The organism is Bordetella ansorpii, from assembly GCF_900078315.1.
GTDB classification, from domain to species: domain Bacteria; phylum Pseudomonadota; class Gammaproteobacteria; order Burkholderiales; family Burkholderiaceae_B; genus Bordetella; species Bordetella ansorpii.
The window spans coordinates 141,866-159,270 of the sequence record NZ_FKBS01000002.1; the positions used below are offsets into that span (position 1 = coordinate 141,866).

Genomic DNA, 17,405 nt, shown 5'->3' on the forward strand with positions numbered 1-17,405 from the left:
ACCCCGGCTCGGGTCGGAACCGGGGCAGATCAAACCTCATTGTGGTCAAAGTCCGGGGGAATTGCAAGGGCCGTCCCTGCATGCCCCGGTGGACGGGGCCCAACGAACACATAAAGAAAGGTAAATGTGCACGGCCCGTGTCGCTGGCAACCACTTGCCCCCGTGCGTGCGCCGAATTCCGGAGGGCATCCAGGCCAGCCCGGAACGGCTGGCACAAGGGATGCGCCGCCTCGCCGATCGCCCGGCGCGCAGCCTGCGCGACGGCTTCGCTGGCCGCGGCAGGCCATGCCCCGCGAGCCGCGAACCGCCCTATTCCGGACGGCGCGCGCCGCCGCGCAGCAGCGCGTACAGGATGATCGCGCCGAAGGTGGCGGTGCCGATGCCGCCCAGCAGGAAGCCTCCCAGCTTCAGGGTGAAGTCGCCCGCGCCCAGCACCAGGGTGACGGCCGCCACGATCAGGTTGCGGTTGTCGCTGAAATCGACGCGGTTCACCACCCAGATGCGCGCGCCGGCGATGGCAATCAGGCCGAACACCACGACCGACATGCCCCCCAGCACGGGGCCGGGTATGGTCTGGATCAGCGCGCCGAACTTGGGCGAGAAGCCCAGGGCGATGGCGATGAGCGCGGCGATGACGAACACGATGCTGGAATAGATGCGGGTGACCGCCATCACGCCGATGTTCTCGGCATAGGTGGTGACGCCCGTGCCGCCCACGGCGCCGGAGACCATAGTCGCCACACCGTCGCCGATGAAGGCGCGGCCCAGGTAGCGGTCCATATCCCGGCCGGTCATGGCGCTGACCGCCTTGACGTGCCCCAGGTTCTCGGCGACCAGGATGATGGCCACGGGGACGATCAGGCCCATGGCATCGGCCTGGAAGACCGGCGCGGCAAAGTGCGGCAAGCCCAGCCACGCTGCCGCGGCCACGCCGGAGAAGTCGATGGGCTTGCCCATTCCCAGGCCATTGGCGCAGATCGCATAGATGACGCAGGCCAGCACCAGCCCGACCAGGATCAACAGGCGTTGCACCATGCCGCGCGTGAACACGGCGATACCGCCCACGCAGACGATGGTGACCAGCGCCATGACGGCATCGAAGGTGCCTTGGCCCATCGCGCCCTTGGCGGCGATGGGGGCCAGGTTGAGGCCGATCACCGCGACCACCGCGCCCGTGACCACCGGCGGCATCAGCGCCTCGATCCAGCCGGCGGCCCGCTTGCCGGCCACGGACACGCCCACGCCGATCAACGCATAGACCAGGCCGCAGGCGATGATGGCGCCCAGCGCCACGCCGATGTTCGGGTTGGGGCCACCGCCCGCGTAACCCGTCACGGCCACCACCCCGCCGATGAAGGCGAAGCTGGAACCCAGGTAGCTCGGCACGCGGCCGCCCACGAACAGGAAGAAGATCAGCGTGCCGATGCCCGACATCAGGATCGCGACGTTGGGGTCGAAGCCCATCAGCAGCGGCGCCAGCACGGTCGAGCCGAACATGGCGACCACGTGCTGGGCCCCCATGGCGACGTTCTTGGACCAGGACAGGCGCTCGTCGGGCGCGATGACGGCGCCCGGCGCGGGATCGGTGACCACGCGCCAGCGCGGAAAGTAGGAATCGGACATGGAACCCCCGTATGTTCTGGGCTATTTATGGGTGATGGCGGCCAGGCGGGCGCCAGTTTAAGGGCTAATGGCCGGTGGCCGGTAGGATTGCATTCCGGGACATTAAGTCGGTGCCAATGACGCCGTAGACGGGTAAAGTACGTCACCTTTTTCCGGAGCCGCCATGGCCATCTCTGCGATCACCACGAATCTCGCCACGTCCAACCCCTATGCAGGCGCCAGCGCGGGCGCCCGCCCGGCAGGCCGGGCCGGCGCCGCCACCGACAGCCAGGACGATACCGACAAGGCCATCGCGCAGTTGCAGCGCCAGCTGGAACGCCTGATGCAGCAGATCAAGCGGGTCGAGGCGAGCCAGGCCACCGACGAGCAGAAGGCCACCCAGTTGCAGGCGCTCAATGCCCAGGCCACGGCCCTCCAGGGCCAGATCCAGACCCTGCAAAACCAGAAGCTGCAAGCCGCCTCGACACAGCAGGGCATCACGGCCTGAGGGCCGTTGGCCAGTCTGCAGTGCTCGCAAGGCTGAGGCCGGCATTTGGCGGGTAGTCGCAGCCGCGCTAAGCTGCCGGCTGCGGCGCGGCGGGCGCGCCGGACGGCGCCGCGGGACGCCGCGACATCACCCTCCCGCGTGGACGATCACGCATGACTGAATTCTGGTTCATCCGCCACGGCGAGACTGCCTGGAACCTGGAGCGCCGCCTGCAAGGCTGGCAGGACACCCCGCTGAATCCGCTGGGCATCAACCAGGCTGCCCTGGTGGCGGACCGCCTCGAGGCGGAAGCCCTGCAAACGCCCTTCGCGGCGATCTACAGCAGCGATCTGCAGCGTGCCCATGACACCGCCCTGCCCGCCTCGGAACGGCTGGGCCTGCGCGTGCGCACAGAGCCCGGCCTGCGCGAACGCGGCTTCGGCGTGCTGGAAGGACTGTCCTACGACACGCTGGATGAAAAGGCGCCCGAGGCGGCCGCGGCCTGGAAAAGCCGCGACCCGGCGCGCGCACTGGAAGGCGGCGAGACGCTGGGCCAGTTCCAGGCCCGGATCGTGGCCTCGGTGGACGACATCGCCCCGCGCCATGTTGGCGAACGCGTCCTGGCGTTCACCCACGGCGGCGTGCTGGACATCATCTGGCGCCACGCCAAGGGTCTGCCGCTGAACGGTCCGCGCGACACCCCGATGCTCAATGCCAGCATCAACCGCGTCAGCGTGGAAAACGGCCGCTGGCAGGTGATCGGCTGGGGCGACGTGGACCACATGGCCGAACTGGCCAAGGACGACGTGGTCTGATCGGAATGCGGCGCGGCGCCTGGCATGCGCCCCGTCACGCGCCCTTGCGTGGCTTGCGAGGCGCGTTGCGCGCCAGCCGGTCATATACGGCATTGGGCAGCAGCCGCATCAGTTTGGCCACCACGCCCATCTGCCACGGGATGACCGTATACGAGGCGCCGCGCGCGATGGCATCATGCGCGCGCAGCGCAAAGGCATCGGCTTCCATCAGGAACGGCATGCGATAAGGATTGTGCGCCGTCATCGCGGTCTTGATGTAGCCCGGCGCGATGGTGACGACCTGCACGCCGCTGCCGGCCAGCTCCAGCCGCAGGCTTTCGCAATACGTGACCACCGCCGACTTCGACGCGCTGTACGCACCCGCCCCCGGCAGCCCGCGGATGCCCGCCACGCTGGCGATGCCGACCAGCCGGCCGCCGCGCGCGGCGCGCATGGGTTCGATGAAAGGCTCGAAGGTGGACATCGTGGCCAGCACGTTGGTGGCGAAGATGGCCTCGAAGACTTCGTAGTCTTCGAGCTCTCCGGTGACGGTGCCCGCGCTGATGCCAGCGCTGGCCACCACCACGTCCACCTTGCCCGCGCATTTCGCCAGGAAATCGGCGGCGGCTTGATGCAGCGCCGGGCGGTCGCGCACGTCCAGCGGGTAGCAATGATGGGCGCCGGGCAGCGAGGCGGCCAGGTTCTGCAGGGCATCGGCGCGCCGGCCCACCAGGCCCAGTGTGGCGCCGCCCGCTGCATAGCGCCGCGCCAGAGCGAGGCCCAGGCCGCTGCTGGCGCCGGTGATGAAAATATTCTGCGTCACGAGGATCTCCTGTCGCCGCCGTGATGGCCAGGCATCCGCCGGCAGGCTGCGCCGCGAACGGCACCCGAAAGCAGCGAATGTACAGGAAGACCGGTTACAGGAAGATCAGGGCCAGGATGCCCAGCACCAGCGCCCACTTCAGCACGTAGTAGAGCGTCTGGTTGTACTTCTTGATGCGCTTGCCGAAACGACGGAAGGCGTATACGCCGCCGAAGATGCGGTTGATGCCGCCGGTGCGGTCGCCCTCCTGGTTGGGCGAGGTGGCCGAGCGCAGCAGCACCGTGGCGAAGAAATGGTTGACCCACTGCGTCCAGCGGTACTTCATCGGCCGCTCGACGTCGGCGAACAGGATGATCCGGTTCTGGTCGGTGCGGTTCTCGGCGTAGTGGATGAAGGTCTCGTCGAACACCACGGCCTCGCCGTCGCGCCAGTGGTAGCTCTGGCCGTCGACGTTGATGTAGCACTCGGGGCTATTGGGCGTGATCAGGCCCATGTGGAAACGCAGCGATCCCGCGTACGGATCGCGGTGGCGCGGCAGCTTGCTGCCCGGCGGCAGGGCCGCGAACATGGCGCCCTTGATGCCGGGAATGCCCGCCAGCAGCTCGGTGGTGACGGGACACAGCGCACGCGCCGAGGGATGGTCGGTGTCATACCACTTCAGGTAGAACCGCTTCCAGCCGCTCTTGAAGAACGAATTGAAGCCGGCATCGGTATAGCCCGCCGCCGCCTTGATGTGCCCTTCGCCGAACAGTTGCTCGGCCTCGGCGCGGATGTCCTGCCAGCGGGCCATCAGGGGCGCCAGCTCGGGAAACTCTTCCAGTTCGATGTACGGCTTGTTCGGCACGCGCGAGAACGCGTACATGAAGACGTTGATCGGGGCGGTAAAGGTGGAGTGGTCCAGCGCCTGCCGGGCAAAGCGATGGCGCACGCGCCCGCGGAAGTGCACCAGGGTGGCGCAGACCACGAACAGGGCAAGAATGAACCATTTCATGAGTAACTCCCGCCAGGCGCATGGCCCATGCCATGCCGCGGTTATACAAAGACGGCCACTACGACCACAGCAAACGAACCGGGGTTCCCGCAGGAACCCCGGCTTGGCCCAGCCTTACGACTGCTTGGGCAATCCGGCGTGCAGTTCCTGCAGCGGGTAGACCTGCAGGCCGCCCCCCTGGCGCATGTACTGCATGCCTTCCACGGCAGCGCGCGCGCCGGCGATGGTGGTGAAGAAGGTAACACGGTTGGCCAGCGACTGCGTACGGATGGTGCGCGAATCGACGATGGCGTTGCGGCGTTCCTCGACGGTGTTGATCACCAGCGAGATTTCGCCGTTCTTGACCATGTCGACGATGTGCGGGCGGCCTTCCGTGACCTTGTTGACCACCTGCACCGGGATGCCGGCGGCCTCGATCTGCGCGGCGGTGCCGCGCGTGGCCGTCAGCTTGAAGCCCAGGTTGTGCAGGCCGCGCGCCACGTCGACCGCGCGGACCTTGTCCTGGTTCTTCACGCTGATGAAGGCCGTGCCGGACTCGGGCAGGCGCACGCCGGCGGCCAGTTGCGACTTGACGAAGGCTTCGCCGAAGCTGGTGCCCACGCCCATGACTTCGCCGGTCGACTTCATTTCCGGTCCGAGGATGGTGTCCACGCCGGGGAACTTGACGAACGGGAACACCGCTTCCTTCACGGAGAAGTAGGACGGCACGACTTCACGGGTGATGCCTTGCTGGGCCAGTGTGCGGCCGGCCATGGCGCGCGCGGCGATCTTGGCCAGTTGCAGGCCGGTGGCCTTGGACACGTAGGGCACCGTGCGCGAGGCGCGCGGGTTCACTTCCAGCACGTAGACGTCGCCGTTCTGGATGGCGAACTGCACGTTCATCAAGCCGCTGACGTTCAGCGCCTTCGCCATGACGGCGGTCTGGCGCTTGATCTCGGCGACGGCCTCGGCCGACAGCGAGTACGGCGGCAGGCTGCATGCCGAGTCGCCGGAGTGCACGCCGGCCTGCTCGATGTGCTCCATGATGCCGCCGATGAAGACGGTTTCGCCGTCGGCCAGGCAGTCGACGTCCACTTCGATGGCGTCGTTCAGGAAGCGGTCGAGCAGCACGGGGGAGTCGTTGCTGACCTTGACGGCCTCGCGCATGTAGCGCTCGAGGTCTTGCTGCTCGTGCACGATCTCCATGGCGCGGCCGCCCAGCACGTAGCTGGGACGCACGACCAGGGGATAACCGATTTCGGTGGCGTGCGACAGGGCTTCGTTCTCGGTGCGCGCGGTGCGGTTGGGCGGCTGGCGCAGGCCGAGCTTGTTCAGCAGCTTCTGGAAACGCTCGCGGTCTTCGGCGATGTCGATGGATTCGGGGCTGGTGCCGATGATGGGCACGCCGTTGGCTTCCAGGGCGCGCGCCAGCTTCAGCGGGGTCTGGCCGCCGTACTGCACGATCATGCCGACCGGGTTTTCCTTGTGGACGATCTCCAGCACGTCTTCGAGCGTGAGCGGCTCGAAGTACAGGCGGTCGGAGGTGTCGTAGTCGGTGGACACGGTTTCCGGGTTGCAGTTGACCATGATGGTCTCGTACCCGTCTTCGCGCAGCGCCAGCGCGGCGTGCACGCAGCAGTAGTCGAACTCGATGCCCTGGCCGATGCGGTTCGGACCGCCACCCAGGACCACGATCTTCTTGCGGTCGGTGGGTTGCGATTCGCACTCTTCCTCGTAGGTCGAGTACATGTAAGCGGTGCGGGTGGCGAATTCGGCGGCGCAGGTGTCGACGCGCTTGTAGACCGGACGCACGTTGAGCTGGTGGCGCAGCTTGCGGACTTCGGACTCGGCCGAATCCAGCAGGTAGGCCAGGCGGCGGTCGGAGAAACCGCGGCGCTTCAGTTCCCACAGCGTGGCGTAGTCCAGGTCGGCCAGCGTCTTCTGTTCGAGCGCCAGCTCGATGTCGACGATTTCCTTGATCTGGGCCAGGAACCACGGATCGATGCTGGTGAGGTTGTGCACTTCATCGAGCGTGAAGCCCTGGGCGAAGGCGTCGCCCACGTACCAGATGCGCTCGGGGCCGGGTTCGCCCAGTTCGACCTGCAGGCGCTCGCGGTCGGTGGTCTTCTGGTTCAGGCCGTCCACGCCGACTTCCAGGCCGCGCAGGGCTTTCTGGAAGGACTCCTGGAACGTGCGGCCGATGGCCATGACTTCACCCACGGACTTCATCTGGGTGGTCAGGCGGGCGTCGGCGGTCGGGAATTTCTCGAATGCGAAACGCGGCACCTTGGTGACGACGTAGTCGATGGTGGGCTCGAACGAGGCCGGGGTCGCGCCGCCGGTGATCTCGTTGCGCAGCTCGTCCAGCGTGTAGCCCACGGCCAGGCGCGCGGCGACCTTGGCGATGGGGAAGCCGGTGGCCTTGGAGGCCAGCGCCGACGAACGCGACACGCGCGGGTTCATCTCGATGACGATCATGCGGCCGTTCTTGGGATTGACCGCGAACTGCACGTTCGAACCGCCGGTGTCCACGCCGATCTCGCGCAGGACCGCGATCGACGCGTTGCGCATGATCTGGTATTCCTTGTCCGTCAGCGTCTGGGCAGGCGCCACGGTGATGGAATCGCCGGTATGCACGCCCATGGGATCGAGGTTTTCGATCGAGCAGACGATGATGCAGTTGTCCGCCTTGTCGCGGACCACTTCCATCTCGAATTCCTTCCAGCCCAGCAGCGACTCTTCGATCAGCAGTTCGCTGGTCGGCGAAGCTTCCAGGCCACGGCGGCAGATGGTTTCGAATTCTTCGGCGTTGTAGGCAATGCCGCCGCCCGATCCGCCCATGGTGAAGCTGGGGCGGATGACCGCGGGGAAGCCGGACGTGCCGATTTCAGCGGCGATGCGGCGCTGGACTTCCCAGGCCTCGTCCATGGTGTGGGCGACGCCCGACTTGGCCGATTCCAGGCCGATGTCGGTCATGGCCTGCTTGAACTTCTGGCGGTCTTCGGCCTTTTCGATGGCGTGCTCGTTGGCGCCGATGAGCTCGACGCCGTGCTTGGCCAGCACGCCGTTGTGAGCCAGGTCGAGGGCGCAGTTCAGCGCGGTCTGGCCGCCCATGGTGGGCAGCAGCGCATCGGGCTTTTCACGCTCGATGATCTTCTCGACGGCCTGCCAGGTGATGGGCTCGATGTAGGTGACGTCGGCCGTTTCCGGGTCCGTCATGATCGTGGCGGGGTTGCTGTTGACCAGGATGGTCCGGTAACCCTCGGTCTTGAGCGCCTTGCACGCTTGCGCGCCGGAGTAGTCGAACTCGCAGGCCTGCCCGATGATGATGGGGCCGGCGCCGATGATGAGGATGCTCTTTATGTCTGTACGCTTGGGCATATCGTGGAATCTTTTATTGCTGCGGGCCGGCCATCAGGCTGATGAACTTGTCGAACAGTTCGACGATGTCGTGCGGGCCGGGGCTGGCCTCGGGGTGGCCCTGGAAGCAGAACGCGGGGCGATCGGTCAGCTCGAAACCCTGCAGCGTGCCGTCGAACAGCGACACGTGCGTGACGCGCGTGTTGGCCGGCAGGCTGGCGGCGTCGACCGCGAAGCCGTGGTTCTGGCTGGTGATGAAGACACGGCCCGACTGCACGTCCTGCACCGGGTGGTTGGCGCCGTGGTGGCCGGTTTTCATCTTGATGGTCTTGCCGCCCACGGCCAGGCCCATGATCTGGTGACCCAGGCAGATGCCGAAGACCGGCAGCTTGCGGTCCAGGAACGCGCGGGCCGCCGTGATGGCGTAGTCGCAGGGCTCGGGATCGCCAGGGCCGTTGGCCAGGAACAGGCCATCGGGATCGAGCTTGAGGACCTCTTCGGCGGGGGTTTGCGCCGGGACCAGCGTGATGCGGCAGCCGCGGTCGGCCATCAGGCGCAGGATGTTGTGCTTGACGCCGAAGTCGTAGGCCACGACATGGAAACGGGTCTGGTCGGGCGCAGTGAATCCTTCGCCCAGCTGCCAGGTGCCGCCCGTCCAGGGCTGGCTTTCCTTCAGCGACACGACCTTGGCCAGGTCTTGCCCGGTCATGCCGGGAAAACCGCGCGCCAGTTCGACGGCGCGCTCGGCGTCGTCGCCGGCCAGGATGCAGCCGCCCTGGGCGCCCTTGTCGCGCAGGATGCGGGTGAGCTTGCGGGTATCGATGCCGGCGATGGCGACGATGCCCTGGGCAGCCAGGTACTCAGGCAGGGATTGCGTGGCGCGGAAGTTGGACACGCGCGCGGGGCAATCGCGGACGACCAGTCCGGCGGCGTAGACACGGTTGGCTTCGACGTCTTCAGTGTTGACGCCGGTATTGCCGATGTGGGGATAGGTCAGCGTGACGATCTGGCCGTTGTAGCTGGGATCGGTCAGGATTTCCTGATAGCCCGTCATCGCGGTGTTGAACACCACCTCGGCCACCGTGTGGCCAGGCGCGCCTATCGATACGCCGCGGAAAATGGTACCGTCCGCCAAAGCCAGAATTGCAGGAGGGTAGCGGCGGTTGGCACCATCGGAGCCCTCAGGAAAAAGTTGCGGCAGCACAGTAAACCCCGGTTTCAAAATCGATAATCAAACCTTCGGATTATACCCCGAACGGGGCTTTTCCCTGGAAAACCGCGCCAGATAAGGCCAGATAGGCCATTTCTCCCCCGCCGGGACCGCTGCCGGCGCTTGCAACGGGGTCATGCGACTGAGGTACCCTATCCCTGCCGGGGGCTCCTGCGCCTGCCGGCCTTCGCGCGCCCCCAGGGCGCCTCCGATAGGCTTCCGAACCGATCTCATACCCGCTTCCATGACCAGCCTGCTCGATTCCCTGCGCCAGTACACCACTGTTGTCGCCGACACCGGCGATTTCGAAGTCATGCGCACGCTGCGCCCCACCGACGCCACGACCAACCCGTCGCTGATCCTGAAGGCGGTGCAGCAGGACGCCTACCGCCCGCTGCTGGCCGAGACAGTGCAAGCCCACCGCGGCGCCCCGACCGCCGAGCTGGCCGACCGGCTGCTGGTGGCCTTCGGCACCCGGATCCTGGGCATCGTGCCGGGCCGGGTCTCCACCGAGGTGGACGCGCGCCTGTCGTTCGACACCCGCGCCACCATCGAGCGCGCCCGCGGCCTGATCGCCCTGTACGAAGCCGCCGGCGTGGCCCGCGAGCGCGTGCTGATCAAGATCGCCTCCACCTGGGAAGGCATCCAGGCTGCCCGCGTGCTGCAATCCGAGGGCGTGCGCTGCAACCTGACGCTGCTGTTCTGCCTGCCGCAGGCGGTGGCGTGCGCCGAGGCCGGCGTGCAACTGATCTCTCCCTTCGTGGGCCGCATCTACGACTGGCACAAGAAGTCGGCCGGCGCATCGTGGGACGAGGCCGCCCGCGCAGGCGCCAACGACCCCGGCGTGCAGTCGGTGGCCGGCATCTACCGTTATTTCAAGCACTTCGGCATCGAGACCGAGGTGATGGGCGCCAGCTTCCGCAATTCAGGCCAGATCCTGGCGCTGGCGGGCTGCGATCTGCTGACGATCAGCCCCGAGCTGCTGAAAGAGCTGTCGGGCACGGAGGGCACCGTGACGGCGGCGCTCGCGGCCGAGGGGGGCGAGGTCGCGCGCATCGATGCCGACGAGGTCAGCTTCCGCACGCAGTTGAACGAGGATGCGATGGCCAGCGAGAAACTGGCCGAAGGCATCCGGGCGTTTGTCGCCGATGGCAGGAAGCTGGATGCGCTGATCGAGGCGCAGCGGGGCTAAGTCTTGCGGGAGAGGGGCTGAAAACAATCGCTCGTAGGGCGTCCCGTGGGTCCACGAGGCCGCACCGGCCAAGTCGTCGGGCTCGGGCGCGCCAGCAGGCGCCCTCGGTCTCGCTACGCGAGACGTCCCCTCCTCCAATTGGCCGGCGCGGCCTCGCGGACCCACGGGACTCACGGTGTCTTGGGCTCGTCGCGCTCCTAACCCGATCCAATGCACGTGCCCATTCGTCAAATGACGGTGCATGGGTTTTCGTGCGATGGAAGATACTGTGAGTCCGCCTCGCTGCCGTGGGTCCCTCCGGCCAATTGGAGGGAGGGCAGCCCCGCGCAGCGGGGCCGAGGGCGCCTGATGGCGCGCCCGAGCCGACCGACTTGGCCGGAGGGACCCACGGCAGCGAGGCGGACGCCCCACAAGCACCTGCAGCCCCACAAGAACACTCAGAACACAGGCTTGCGCAACCTCCAGGGATCCGCGCCCTCCAACTGCGCCGACACCTGCAAGATCAGGTCCTCCCGGCCAAACCGTCCGATCAACTGCGTCGCCACCGGTACGCCTTGCGCAGTGGCATACAAAGGCAAGCTCGCCGCCGGCTGCCCCGAGGCATTGAATACCGCCATGAACGTGGCATAGCGCGACACCCGCTTGCGCAGGTCCATGAAATTCCGCTGCGACAGCTCGCCCAGCTTCAGCGGCAATTCGGTCAGCGCGGGCGCCAGCACCAGGTCGAAATCCGCCATGTAGGTTTCCATCGCCCGGCTGATGGCATGCAGGCGATTGATGCTGGCGATGTATTCGGTCGCCGGGATGGTCTTGCCCAGCTCGTAGCCGGACAGCATCACGGGTTCGAGGTCGTCGGCCTGCAGGGACTTGCCGGTCAGCGACAGGCGCGTGTCCACGGACAGCACGATGTTGCTGGCCAGGATGGTGGCGTGCGCGCGGACGAAACCTTCGTAGTCGATGGCGGGCGGCGCGGAATCGATCACGGTGTGGCCCAGGGCGCGCAACAGGTCGGCCGTGTGCTGCACGGCCTGCAACGGCTCGGCGGCAATGGGGATGTCGTTCCAGGCCGAACGCCACACCGCGATGCGCAGGGGCTTCGGCGCCTGGGCGATGGCGTCCAGGTACGAGCCGTCCTTGGACGGCGCGGCGTAGGGGGCGCCGGCTTCGTAGCCCGAGATGGCGTCCATGGCGGCCGCCGTGTCGCGCACGGTCAGGCTGAGCACGCCGTCGGTGGCCATGCCGCCCCACCCTTCGCCGCGCAACGGTCCCATGGGCACGCGGCCGCGCGAGGCCTTCAGGCCATACACGCCGCAGCAGGCGGCGGGAATGCGGATCGAGCCGCCCCCGTCGCTGCCGTGCGCCACGGGGACGATGCGCGCGGCCACGGCCGCCGCGGCGCCGCCGCTGGAACCGCCGGTGGATCGCGTCAGGTCCCAGGGGTTGCGGGTGGGTGCGCCGTTACGCGCCGCCTCGGTGGTCGGCATCATGCAGAACTCGGGCACGGTGGTGCGCGCGAAGGCGATCAGGCCGGCCTGGTCGAAACGCTGGGTCAGCGTGCTGTCGATGTCGTACTTCGTGTCGTTGAGCAGGCGCGAACCCAGGCTGGACGGGAAACGCCGGGACGGCAGGCCCGAGTCCTTCAGCAGGAACGGGATGCCGCCGAACACGCCGCGCGGCTGCCAGTTCTTGGCCAGCTCGACGGAGGCCTCGTACTGCTCGTAGCACAGCGCGTTCAACGCGGGCGCGCGGCGACCGGCCACCTCGACGGCGCAGCGCATCAGCGCCTCGGGCGTGGTCTGGCCCGACGCCAGGCGGGCCGCCATGTCCAGGCCGTCCAGGGACTCGTATTCTTCATGCTGCATGAACTGCTGCTCCTTCAACGGTGTCGTGGTGGGCAAAGTCCGGCTTGGACCATTGCTTGCCGGGAATCGACTCGATCAGCCGGCGGGTGTATTCGTGCTGCGGGCGATAGAAGACATCGGTGGCGCGGCCCAGCTCGACCAGCTCGCCTTGCCGCATCACGGCGATGCGGTCGCAGATCTGGGCTGCGACGCGCAGGTCGTGGGTGATGAACAGGATCGACAGGTCGAACTGCCCGCTGACGGTCTTCAACAGGTCCAGGACCTGCGCCTGGATCGATACGTCCAGCGCCGACACGGCCTCGTCGGCCACCAGCAGGCGCGGCCGCAGCGCCAGGGCGCGCGCGATGCCCACGCGCTGGCGCTGGCCGCCCGAGAACTGGTGCGGATAGCGGTCGCCGGCATCGCCGCCCAGGCCGACCAGCTCCAGCAGTTCACGGGCATCGGCCAGGGCCTTGGCGCGCTTTTCGCCGAAGGCGATCGGCCCCTGCGCCACGGCATCGACGATGCGATGGCGGGGATTGAGCGAGGCATACGGGTCCTGGAACACCATCTGGATCTGGCGGCGGTGCTCGCGCCATTGCGCGGGCGTCAGGCCGACCAGCTCCTGGCCATCGATCCTGACGCTGCCGCGGTCGGGACGGATCAGCCCGACCAGCGTGCGGCCCAGCGTGGACTTGCCCGACCCGGATTCGCCCACCAGGCCCAGGGTCTCGCCCTGCTGGATGGTCAGCGAGATGTCCTTCAGCGCATCGACCTCGCGGCCATTGGACGAGCGGAAGGTCTTGCCCAGCCGGTCCACCGTCATCAATGGCGGCGCGGGCTCGGCCACGGCCTTGCCCTCGGGCTTGTGCGGCACGGCCGCAATCAGTTGGCGCGTGTAAGCCGCCTGCGGCCGGTTCAGGATATCGGCGGCGGCACCCTGCTCCACCACGGTGCCGTGACGCATCACCACGATGCGGTCGGCGATCTCGGCCACCACGCCGAAGTCGTGGGTGATGAAGATCACGCCGATGCCCATCCGGGCCTGGATGTCCTTGATGAGCGCCAGGATCTGCGCCTGCGTGGTCACGTCCAGCGCGGTAGTGGGCTCGTCCGCGATAAGGATGTCGGGCTCCATGGCCAGTGCCATGGCGATCACCACGCGCTGGCGCTGGCCGCCCGACAACTGGAAGGGATAGGCGTCGATCAGTTGCTCGGGATCTGGCAGCATCACGTCGCGGAACAACGCCAGCACCTTGTCGCGGCGCGCCTGGGCGGACAGGCCGGTATGGCGTTCCAGCACCTCGTCGACCTGCCTGCCAACGCGCATGATGGGGTTCAGCGCCGTCATCGGTTCCTGGAACACCATGCCGAACGACTTGCCGCGCAGGCCGTACCAGTCTTTGCGGGACAAACCGACCAGCTCGCGGTCGCGGTAGCGGATGCTGCCGCCGGACACGCGCAGTTCGCCCTCGGGCAGCAGGCCCATCAAGGCATGCGCCGTGACGGACTTGCCCGACCCGGACTCGCCCACCACGCACAGGATCTCGTTGGCGTTGACGGTGTACGACATGCCCTTGACCACCGGCGTGTCGGGGCCGTCCTGCACCACGGACACGACCAGGTCGCGGATTTCGAGAAGCGCGGTCATCAGCTTGTCCTCTTGCGGGCGAGCTTGGGATTGAGCGCATCGTTCAGCGCCTCGCCCACCAGGTTCAGCGCCAGCACGGTCACCAGGATGGCCACGCCGGGAAACACGCTCATCCACCACGCATCGCGCAGGACGCTGCGGGAGGCGCCGATGATGTAGCCCCAGGTCATCGCGTTGGGATCGCCCAGGCCCAGGAAGCTCAACGCGGATTCCAGCAGGATGGCGCTGGCCACCATCAGCGAGCCCGACACGATCACCGGCGACAGGCTGTTGGGCAGGATCTGCGTGAGGATGATGCGGGTATTGGACTGGCCGCTGAGCACCGCCGCCTGCACGAACTCGCGGTGTTTCATGCTCATGAACTCGGCCCGCACCAGCCGCGCCAGCGGCGGCCACGACACCAGCGCGATCGCCAGGATGACGGTGCCGATGGTGGGCGTGAGGATCGCCACCAGCACCACCGCCAGGAAGAAGCCCGGAATGGTCTGGAACAGTTCGATGAAGCCGACGATCACCTGGTCGACCTTGCCGCCGTAGAAGCCGGCGACGGCGCCCACGGTGATGCCCACCAGGATGGAGACGGCGGTGGACACCACCGCCAGCACCAGCGTGACCCGCGCGCCGTAGGCGATGCCGGTGGCGATGTCGCGGCCCAGCGTGTCGGTGCCCAGCAGGGCGTCGTCGGACAGCGGCGGCATATACGGGGCGTTGATGATGTCCCAGGGACTGTCCGGAAACAGCCAGCCCGCGCATATCGCCAGCGCGGCCACCAGCGCCAGCACGATCAGGCCGATGATGCCGCCCTTGTGGCGGCTGAAAGCGTGGAAGAAATTGTTCATGTCGGCTCAGCCAGGCTGCCCCCGAAACGGCAGCGGAGGTTGCGGATTCATTTGAGTTCGATCCGGGGATCGGCCACCGTGTAGAGGATGTCGGTGATCAGGTTGACCACGACCACCACGATGGACGCCATGAAGAACACGCCCAGCAGCACGCTGTAGTCGCGCTGCACCAGCGCGTCGAACGCCAGACGGCCGATGCCGGGCCAGCCGAACACCGTCTCGACCAGCAATGCCCCGCCGATCAGGTGCCCCGCCTGGATGCCGGCATACGTGATGACCGGCAGCAAGGCGTTGCGCAACACGTGGCGCGTGATGACGGTGCGTTCGGACAGCCCCTTGGCGCGTGCGGTCTTGACGAAATCGAGCTGGCGGATCTCCAGCATCGAGGCGCGCGTCAGCCGCGTGTAGACGGCCATGTAGAACAGGCCCAGCGTGATCGCGGGCAGCATCAGGTGGCGGGCGATGTCGAGAAAGCGCGCGACGCCCGTCAACGAGGTGCCGACGCTTTCATAGCCGAAGGCAGGCAGCCACTGCAGTTGCACCGAGAACACCAGCACCAGCATCAGCCCCACCCAGAACAACGGCGTGGCGTAGGCCAGCATCGCGACCGTGGTGATGACGGTATCGCCCCACTTCCCGACCCTGAGCGCGGCCTGGATGCCCAGCGCCATGCCGGCCAGCAGGGCGAAGGCGAAGGACGTCAGCGCCAGCAGCAGTGTGGCCGGCAACTGGTTCAGGATCAGCGTGGACACGGGCGCCTGCTGGCGGTGCGAGTAGCCCAGGTCGAAGACGGCGACGTGCTTCAGGTAGGACATCAGCTGCACCGCAATGGGCTGGTCCAGGCCGAAGTCCTGCCGCAGCTTCTGGATGTACTCGGCATCCGCCGCACCCGACTGGCCGGCCAGGATCTCGGCCGGATCGCCGGGCGCCGCGCGCACCAGGAAGAAGTTGAACAAGGCGATCATGAAGAGCACCAGGATGCTCTTGACGACCCGCCTGCCCAGGAAGGCGGCGATCTTGCTCATTCTTTCGACAGCCACGTATCGGCGTAATTGCCGACCACGCCCAGGCCCGTGGTGACGGCATCGTGCACGCGCTTGTTCAGCATGGTGCCGTAGTTGGTGTCGACGATCCACAAGAGCGGCACATCCTCGACCAGGATGCGCTGCACTTCCGAGTAGTACTTCTGGCGCTCGGCGTCGTCGCCGGCCGAGGCGGCCTTGGTGAACAGCTCGTCGACCTTCGGGTTGCTGTACTGCGAGGTATTGCTGAACATCACGCCCTTGCGGATGTTGCTGCTCATGTAGGTGCGCGACACGCCGATGGCGGGGTCGCCGTACTGGAACACGCCGTTGCCCGCCATGTCGTAGTCCCAGGCGCCCACGCGCGACACCCAGCCGCCCACGTCCGTGCTTTCCAAGGTCAGCGCGATGCCGACCTTGGACAGGTTCTGCTTGATGTACTCGGCCATGCGGCGCGGCATCTCGCCGTACGGCAGCGGGATCATGCTGACAGTGGCGCGCACGCCGTCGCCGTTGGGCTTCAGGCCCATCTCGTCGAGCAGCGCGATGGCCTTCTTGGGGTCGTAGTCGTACTTCTTGACATTGCCGTCATAGAAGCGCGTGTTGTGGTGGATCGGGCCGGTGGCCACCACGCCCTGGCCGAACATGATCTTCTCGGCGATGAACTTGCGGTTGATCGCATACAGCAGTGCCTGGCGGAAGCGCTTGTCGTTGAACGGCGCCTTCGCGTTGTTCAGTTCGATCCACTGCATCGTCGACCAGTATTCGTAGCCCTTGTTGGTGTAGACCATGTTGGGCAGCTTGGCCACGCGCGGCACGTCCACGGGCTCCAGGTCCTGCAGCCAGGCCTGCATCACGGTGCCCTGCTCGATGGCCAGGCGGCGCGAGGCCGAGTCGGGGATCACGCGGTAGGTGATGCCGTCCAGATACGGGCGCCCTTCCTTCCAGTACTTCTCGTTCTTCACCAGTTCGATGTAGGCGCCGCGCTCCCACTTCTTGAACTTGAACGGGCCCGTGCCGATGGGATGGTTGTTGGCCGGGTTCTGCGCCACGGGCGTATCCACGTCGTATAGGTGCTTGGGCAGGATGGCGCCGCCGCCGATGTCGAACGCGTACAGGAAGGCGGCATAGGGCGCCTTCAGCTTGAACACCACGGTGTTCGCATCGGGCGCGGTGACCGACGCCACGTTCTCCATCAGGCCGCGCGTGCGCGGCGTCTTGGACAGCACTTTCTCGTACGAGAACACCACGTCGTCGGCGGAGAACGGCTTGCCGTCGTGCCAGGTCACGCCGGTCTGCAGATGGAAGGTGTAGGTGAGCTTGTCGTCCGACACCTCCCAGGATTTGGCCAGGCTGGGCAGGGGCTTGAGGTCGAAGGAGTAGGTCAGCAGGCTCTCGAAGATCTTGCCGCCCACCATCTGCGTGCCGGCCACCTGCTGCACCGCCAGGTTCAGGCTGGGCGGCTCGGGATGCAGGATGGCGGTCAGCACGCCGCCATACTGCGGCGTCTCGGCGGCCTGGACGGAAGGACTGATGATCGTGGCGGCAGCGGCCACGGCGAACGCGCATTTGACGATGGCCCGGCGGGCCTGGTTGACCAACGGCATGATTTCC

At 66.9% G+C, this 17,405-nt stretch carries 13 protein-coding genes; 3 read left to right on the forward strand and 10 right to left on the reverse strand.

The window, feature by feature from the left end; translation table 11 throughout:
* Positions 1–309: 309 nt before the first annotated feature.
* Positions 310–1,623 (reverse strand): solute carrier family 23 protein, encoded by a 1,314-nt coding sequence (locus tag A7W11_RS00635; protein ID WP_066406395.1) that lies wholly within the window; start codon positions 1,621–1,623, stop codon positions 310–312.
* A gap of 163 nt (positions 1,624–1,786) precedes the next feature.
* On the opposite strand from A7W11_RS00635, the gene A7W11_RS00640 reads away from it, so the two are divergent.
* Positions 1,787–2,110 (forward strand): FlxA-like family protein, encoded by a 324-nt coding sequence (locus tag A7W11_RS00640; RefSeq protein ID WP_066406396.1) that lies wholly within the window; start codon positions 1,787–1,789, stop codon positions 2,108–2,110.
* 152 nt (positions 2,111–2,262) lie between these two features.
* A complete protein-coding gene (locus tag A7W11_RS00645; RefSeq protein WP_066406397.1) occupies positions 2,263–2,904 on the forward strand; it encodes a histidine phosphatase family protein in 642 nt (213 codons plus the stop codon).
* Between the two features lie 34 nt (positions 2,905–2,938).
* On the opposite strand, the gene A7W11_RS00650 is transcribed toward A7W11_RS00645, so the two are convergent.
* The 4 genes from A7W11_RS00650 to carA form a co-directional block, all read right to left on the reverse strand.
* Entirely contained in the window at positions 2,939–3,706 is a 768-nt protein-coding gene (locus A7W11_RS00650; protein WP_066406399.1) for an SDR family oxidoreductase, read from the reverse strand.
* 94 nt (positions 3,707–3,800) lie between these two features.
* On the reverse strand, positions 3,801–4,697 hold the full coding sequence (lpxO, locus tag A7W11_RS00655) for a lipid A hydroxylase LpxO (RefSeq protein WP_066406401.1): 897 nt from the start codon (positions 4,695–4,697) through the stop codon (positions 3,801–3,803).
* A gap of 114 nt (positions 4,698–4,811) precedes the next feature.
* Positions 4,812–8,057: a carbamoyl-phosphate synthase large subunit gene (gene carB, locus A7W11_RS00660; protein WP_066406405.1), complete on the reverse strand. Its 3,246-nt coding sequence runs from the start codon at positions 8,055–8,057 to the stop codon at positions 4,812–4,814.
* 13 nt (positions 8,058–8,070) lie between these two features.
* Entirely contained in the window at positions 8,071–9,240 is a 1,170-nt protein-coding gene (carA, locus tag A7W11_RS00665) for a glutamine-hydrolyzing carbamoyl-phosphate synthase small subunit (RefSeq protein ID WP_066406406.1), read from the reverse strand.
* A 250-nt stretch (positions 9,241–9,490) separates the two neighbouring features.
* Between carA and tal the strand changes: the two genes are divergently transcribed.
* Positions 9,491–10,438 carry a transaldolase gene (gene tal / locus A7W11_RS00670; RefSeq protein WP_066406407.1) on the forward strand — a complete coding sequence of 316 codons (948 nt, stop codon included), beginning with the start codon at positions 9,491–9,493 and terminating at the stop codon, positions 10,436–10,438.
* Between the two features lie 437 nt (positions 10,439–10,875).
* On the opposite strand, the gene A7W11_RS00675 is transcribed toward tal, so the two are convergent.
* The 5 genes from A7W11_RS00675 to A7W11_RS00695 are packed head-to-tail and all read right to left on the reverse strand — an operon-like array spanning position 10,876 to position 17,398.
* Positions 10,876–12,300, reverse strand: coding sequence for an amidase (locus A7W11_RS00675; protein ID WP_066406408.1), 1,425 nt, complete (start codon positions 12,298–12,300; stop codon positions 10,876–10,878).
* Positions 12,290–13,930 carry an ABC transporter ATP-binding protein gene (locus A7W11_RS00680; RefSeq protein WP_066406415.1) on the reverse strand — a complete coding sequence of 547 codons (1,641 nt, stop codon included), beginning with the start codon at positions 13,928–13,930 and terminating at the stop codon, positions 12,290–12,292. The genes A7W11_RS00675 and A7W11_RS00680 overlap by 11 nt, the downstream gene beginning before the upstream one ends.
* Positions 13,930–14,769, reverse strand: coding sequence for an ABC transporter permease (locus A7W11_RS00685; RefSeq protein WP_066406419.1), 840 nt, complete (start codon positions 14,767–14,769; stop codon positions 13,930–13,932). The genes A7W11_RS00680 and A7W11_RS00685 overlap by 1 nt, the downstream gene beginning before the upstream one ends.
* 47 nt (positions 14,770–14,816) lie before the next feature.
* Complete coding sequence (locus A7W11_RS00690) at positions 14,817–15,794, reverse strand: ABC transporter permease (protein WP_066406420.1); 978 nt, start codon at positions 15,792–15,794, stop codon at positions 14,817–14,819.
* On the reverse strand, positions 15,791–17,398 hold the full coding sequence (locus A7W11_RS00695) for an ABC transporter substrate-binding protein (RefSeq protein WP_066406425.1): 1,608 nt from the start codon (positions 17,396–17,398) through the stop codon (positions 15,791–15,793). Before A7W11_RS00695 ends, A7W11_RS00690 begins: the two co-directional genes overlap by 4 nt.
* Positions 17,399–17,405: the final 7 nt, after the last annotated feature.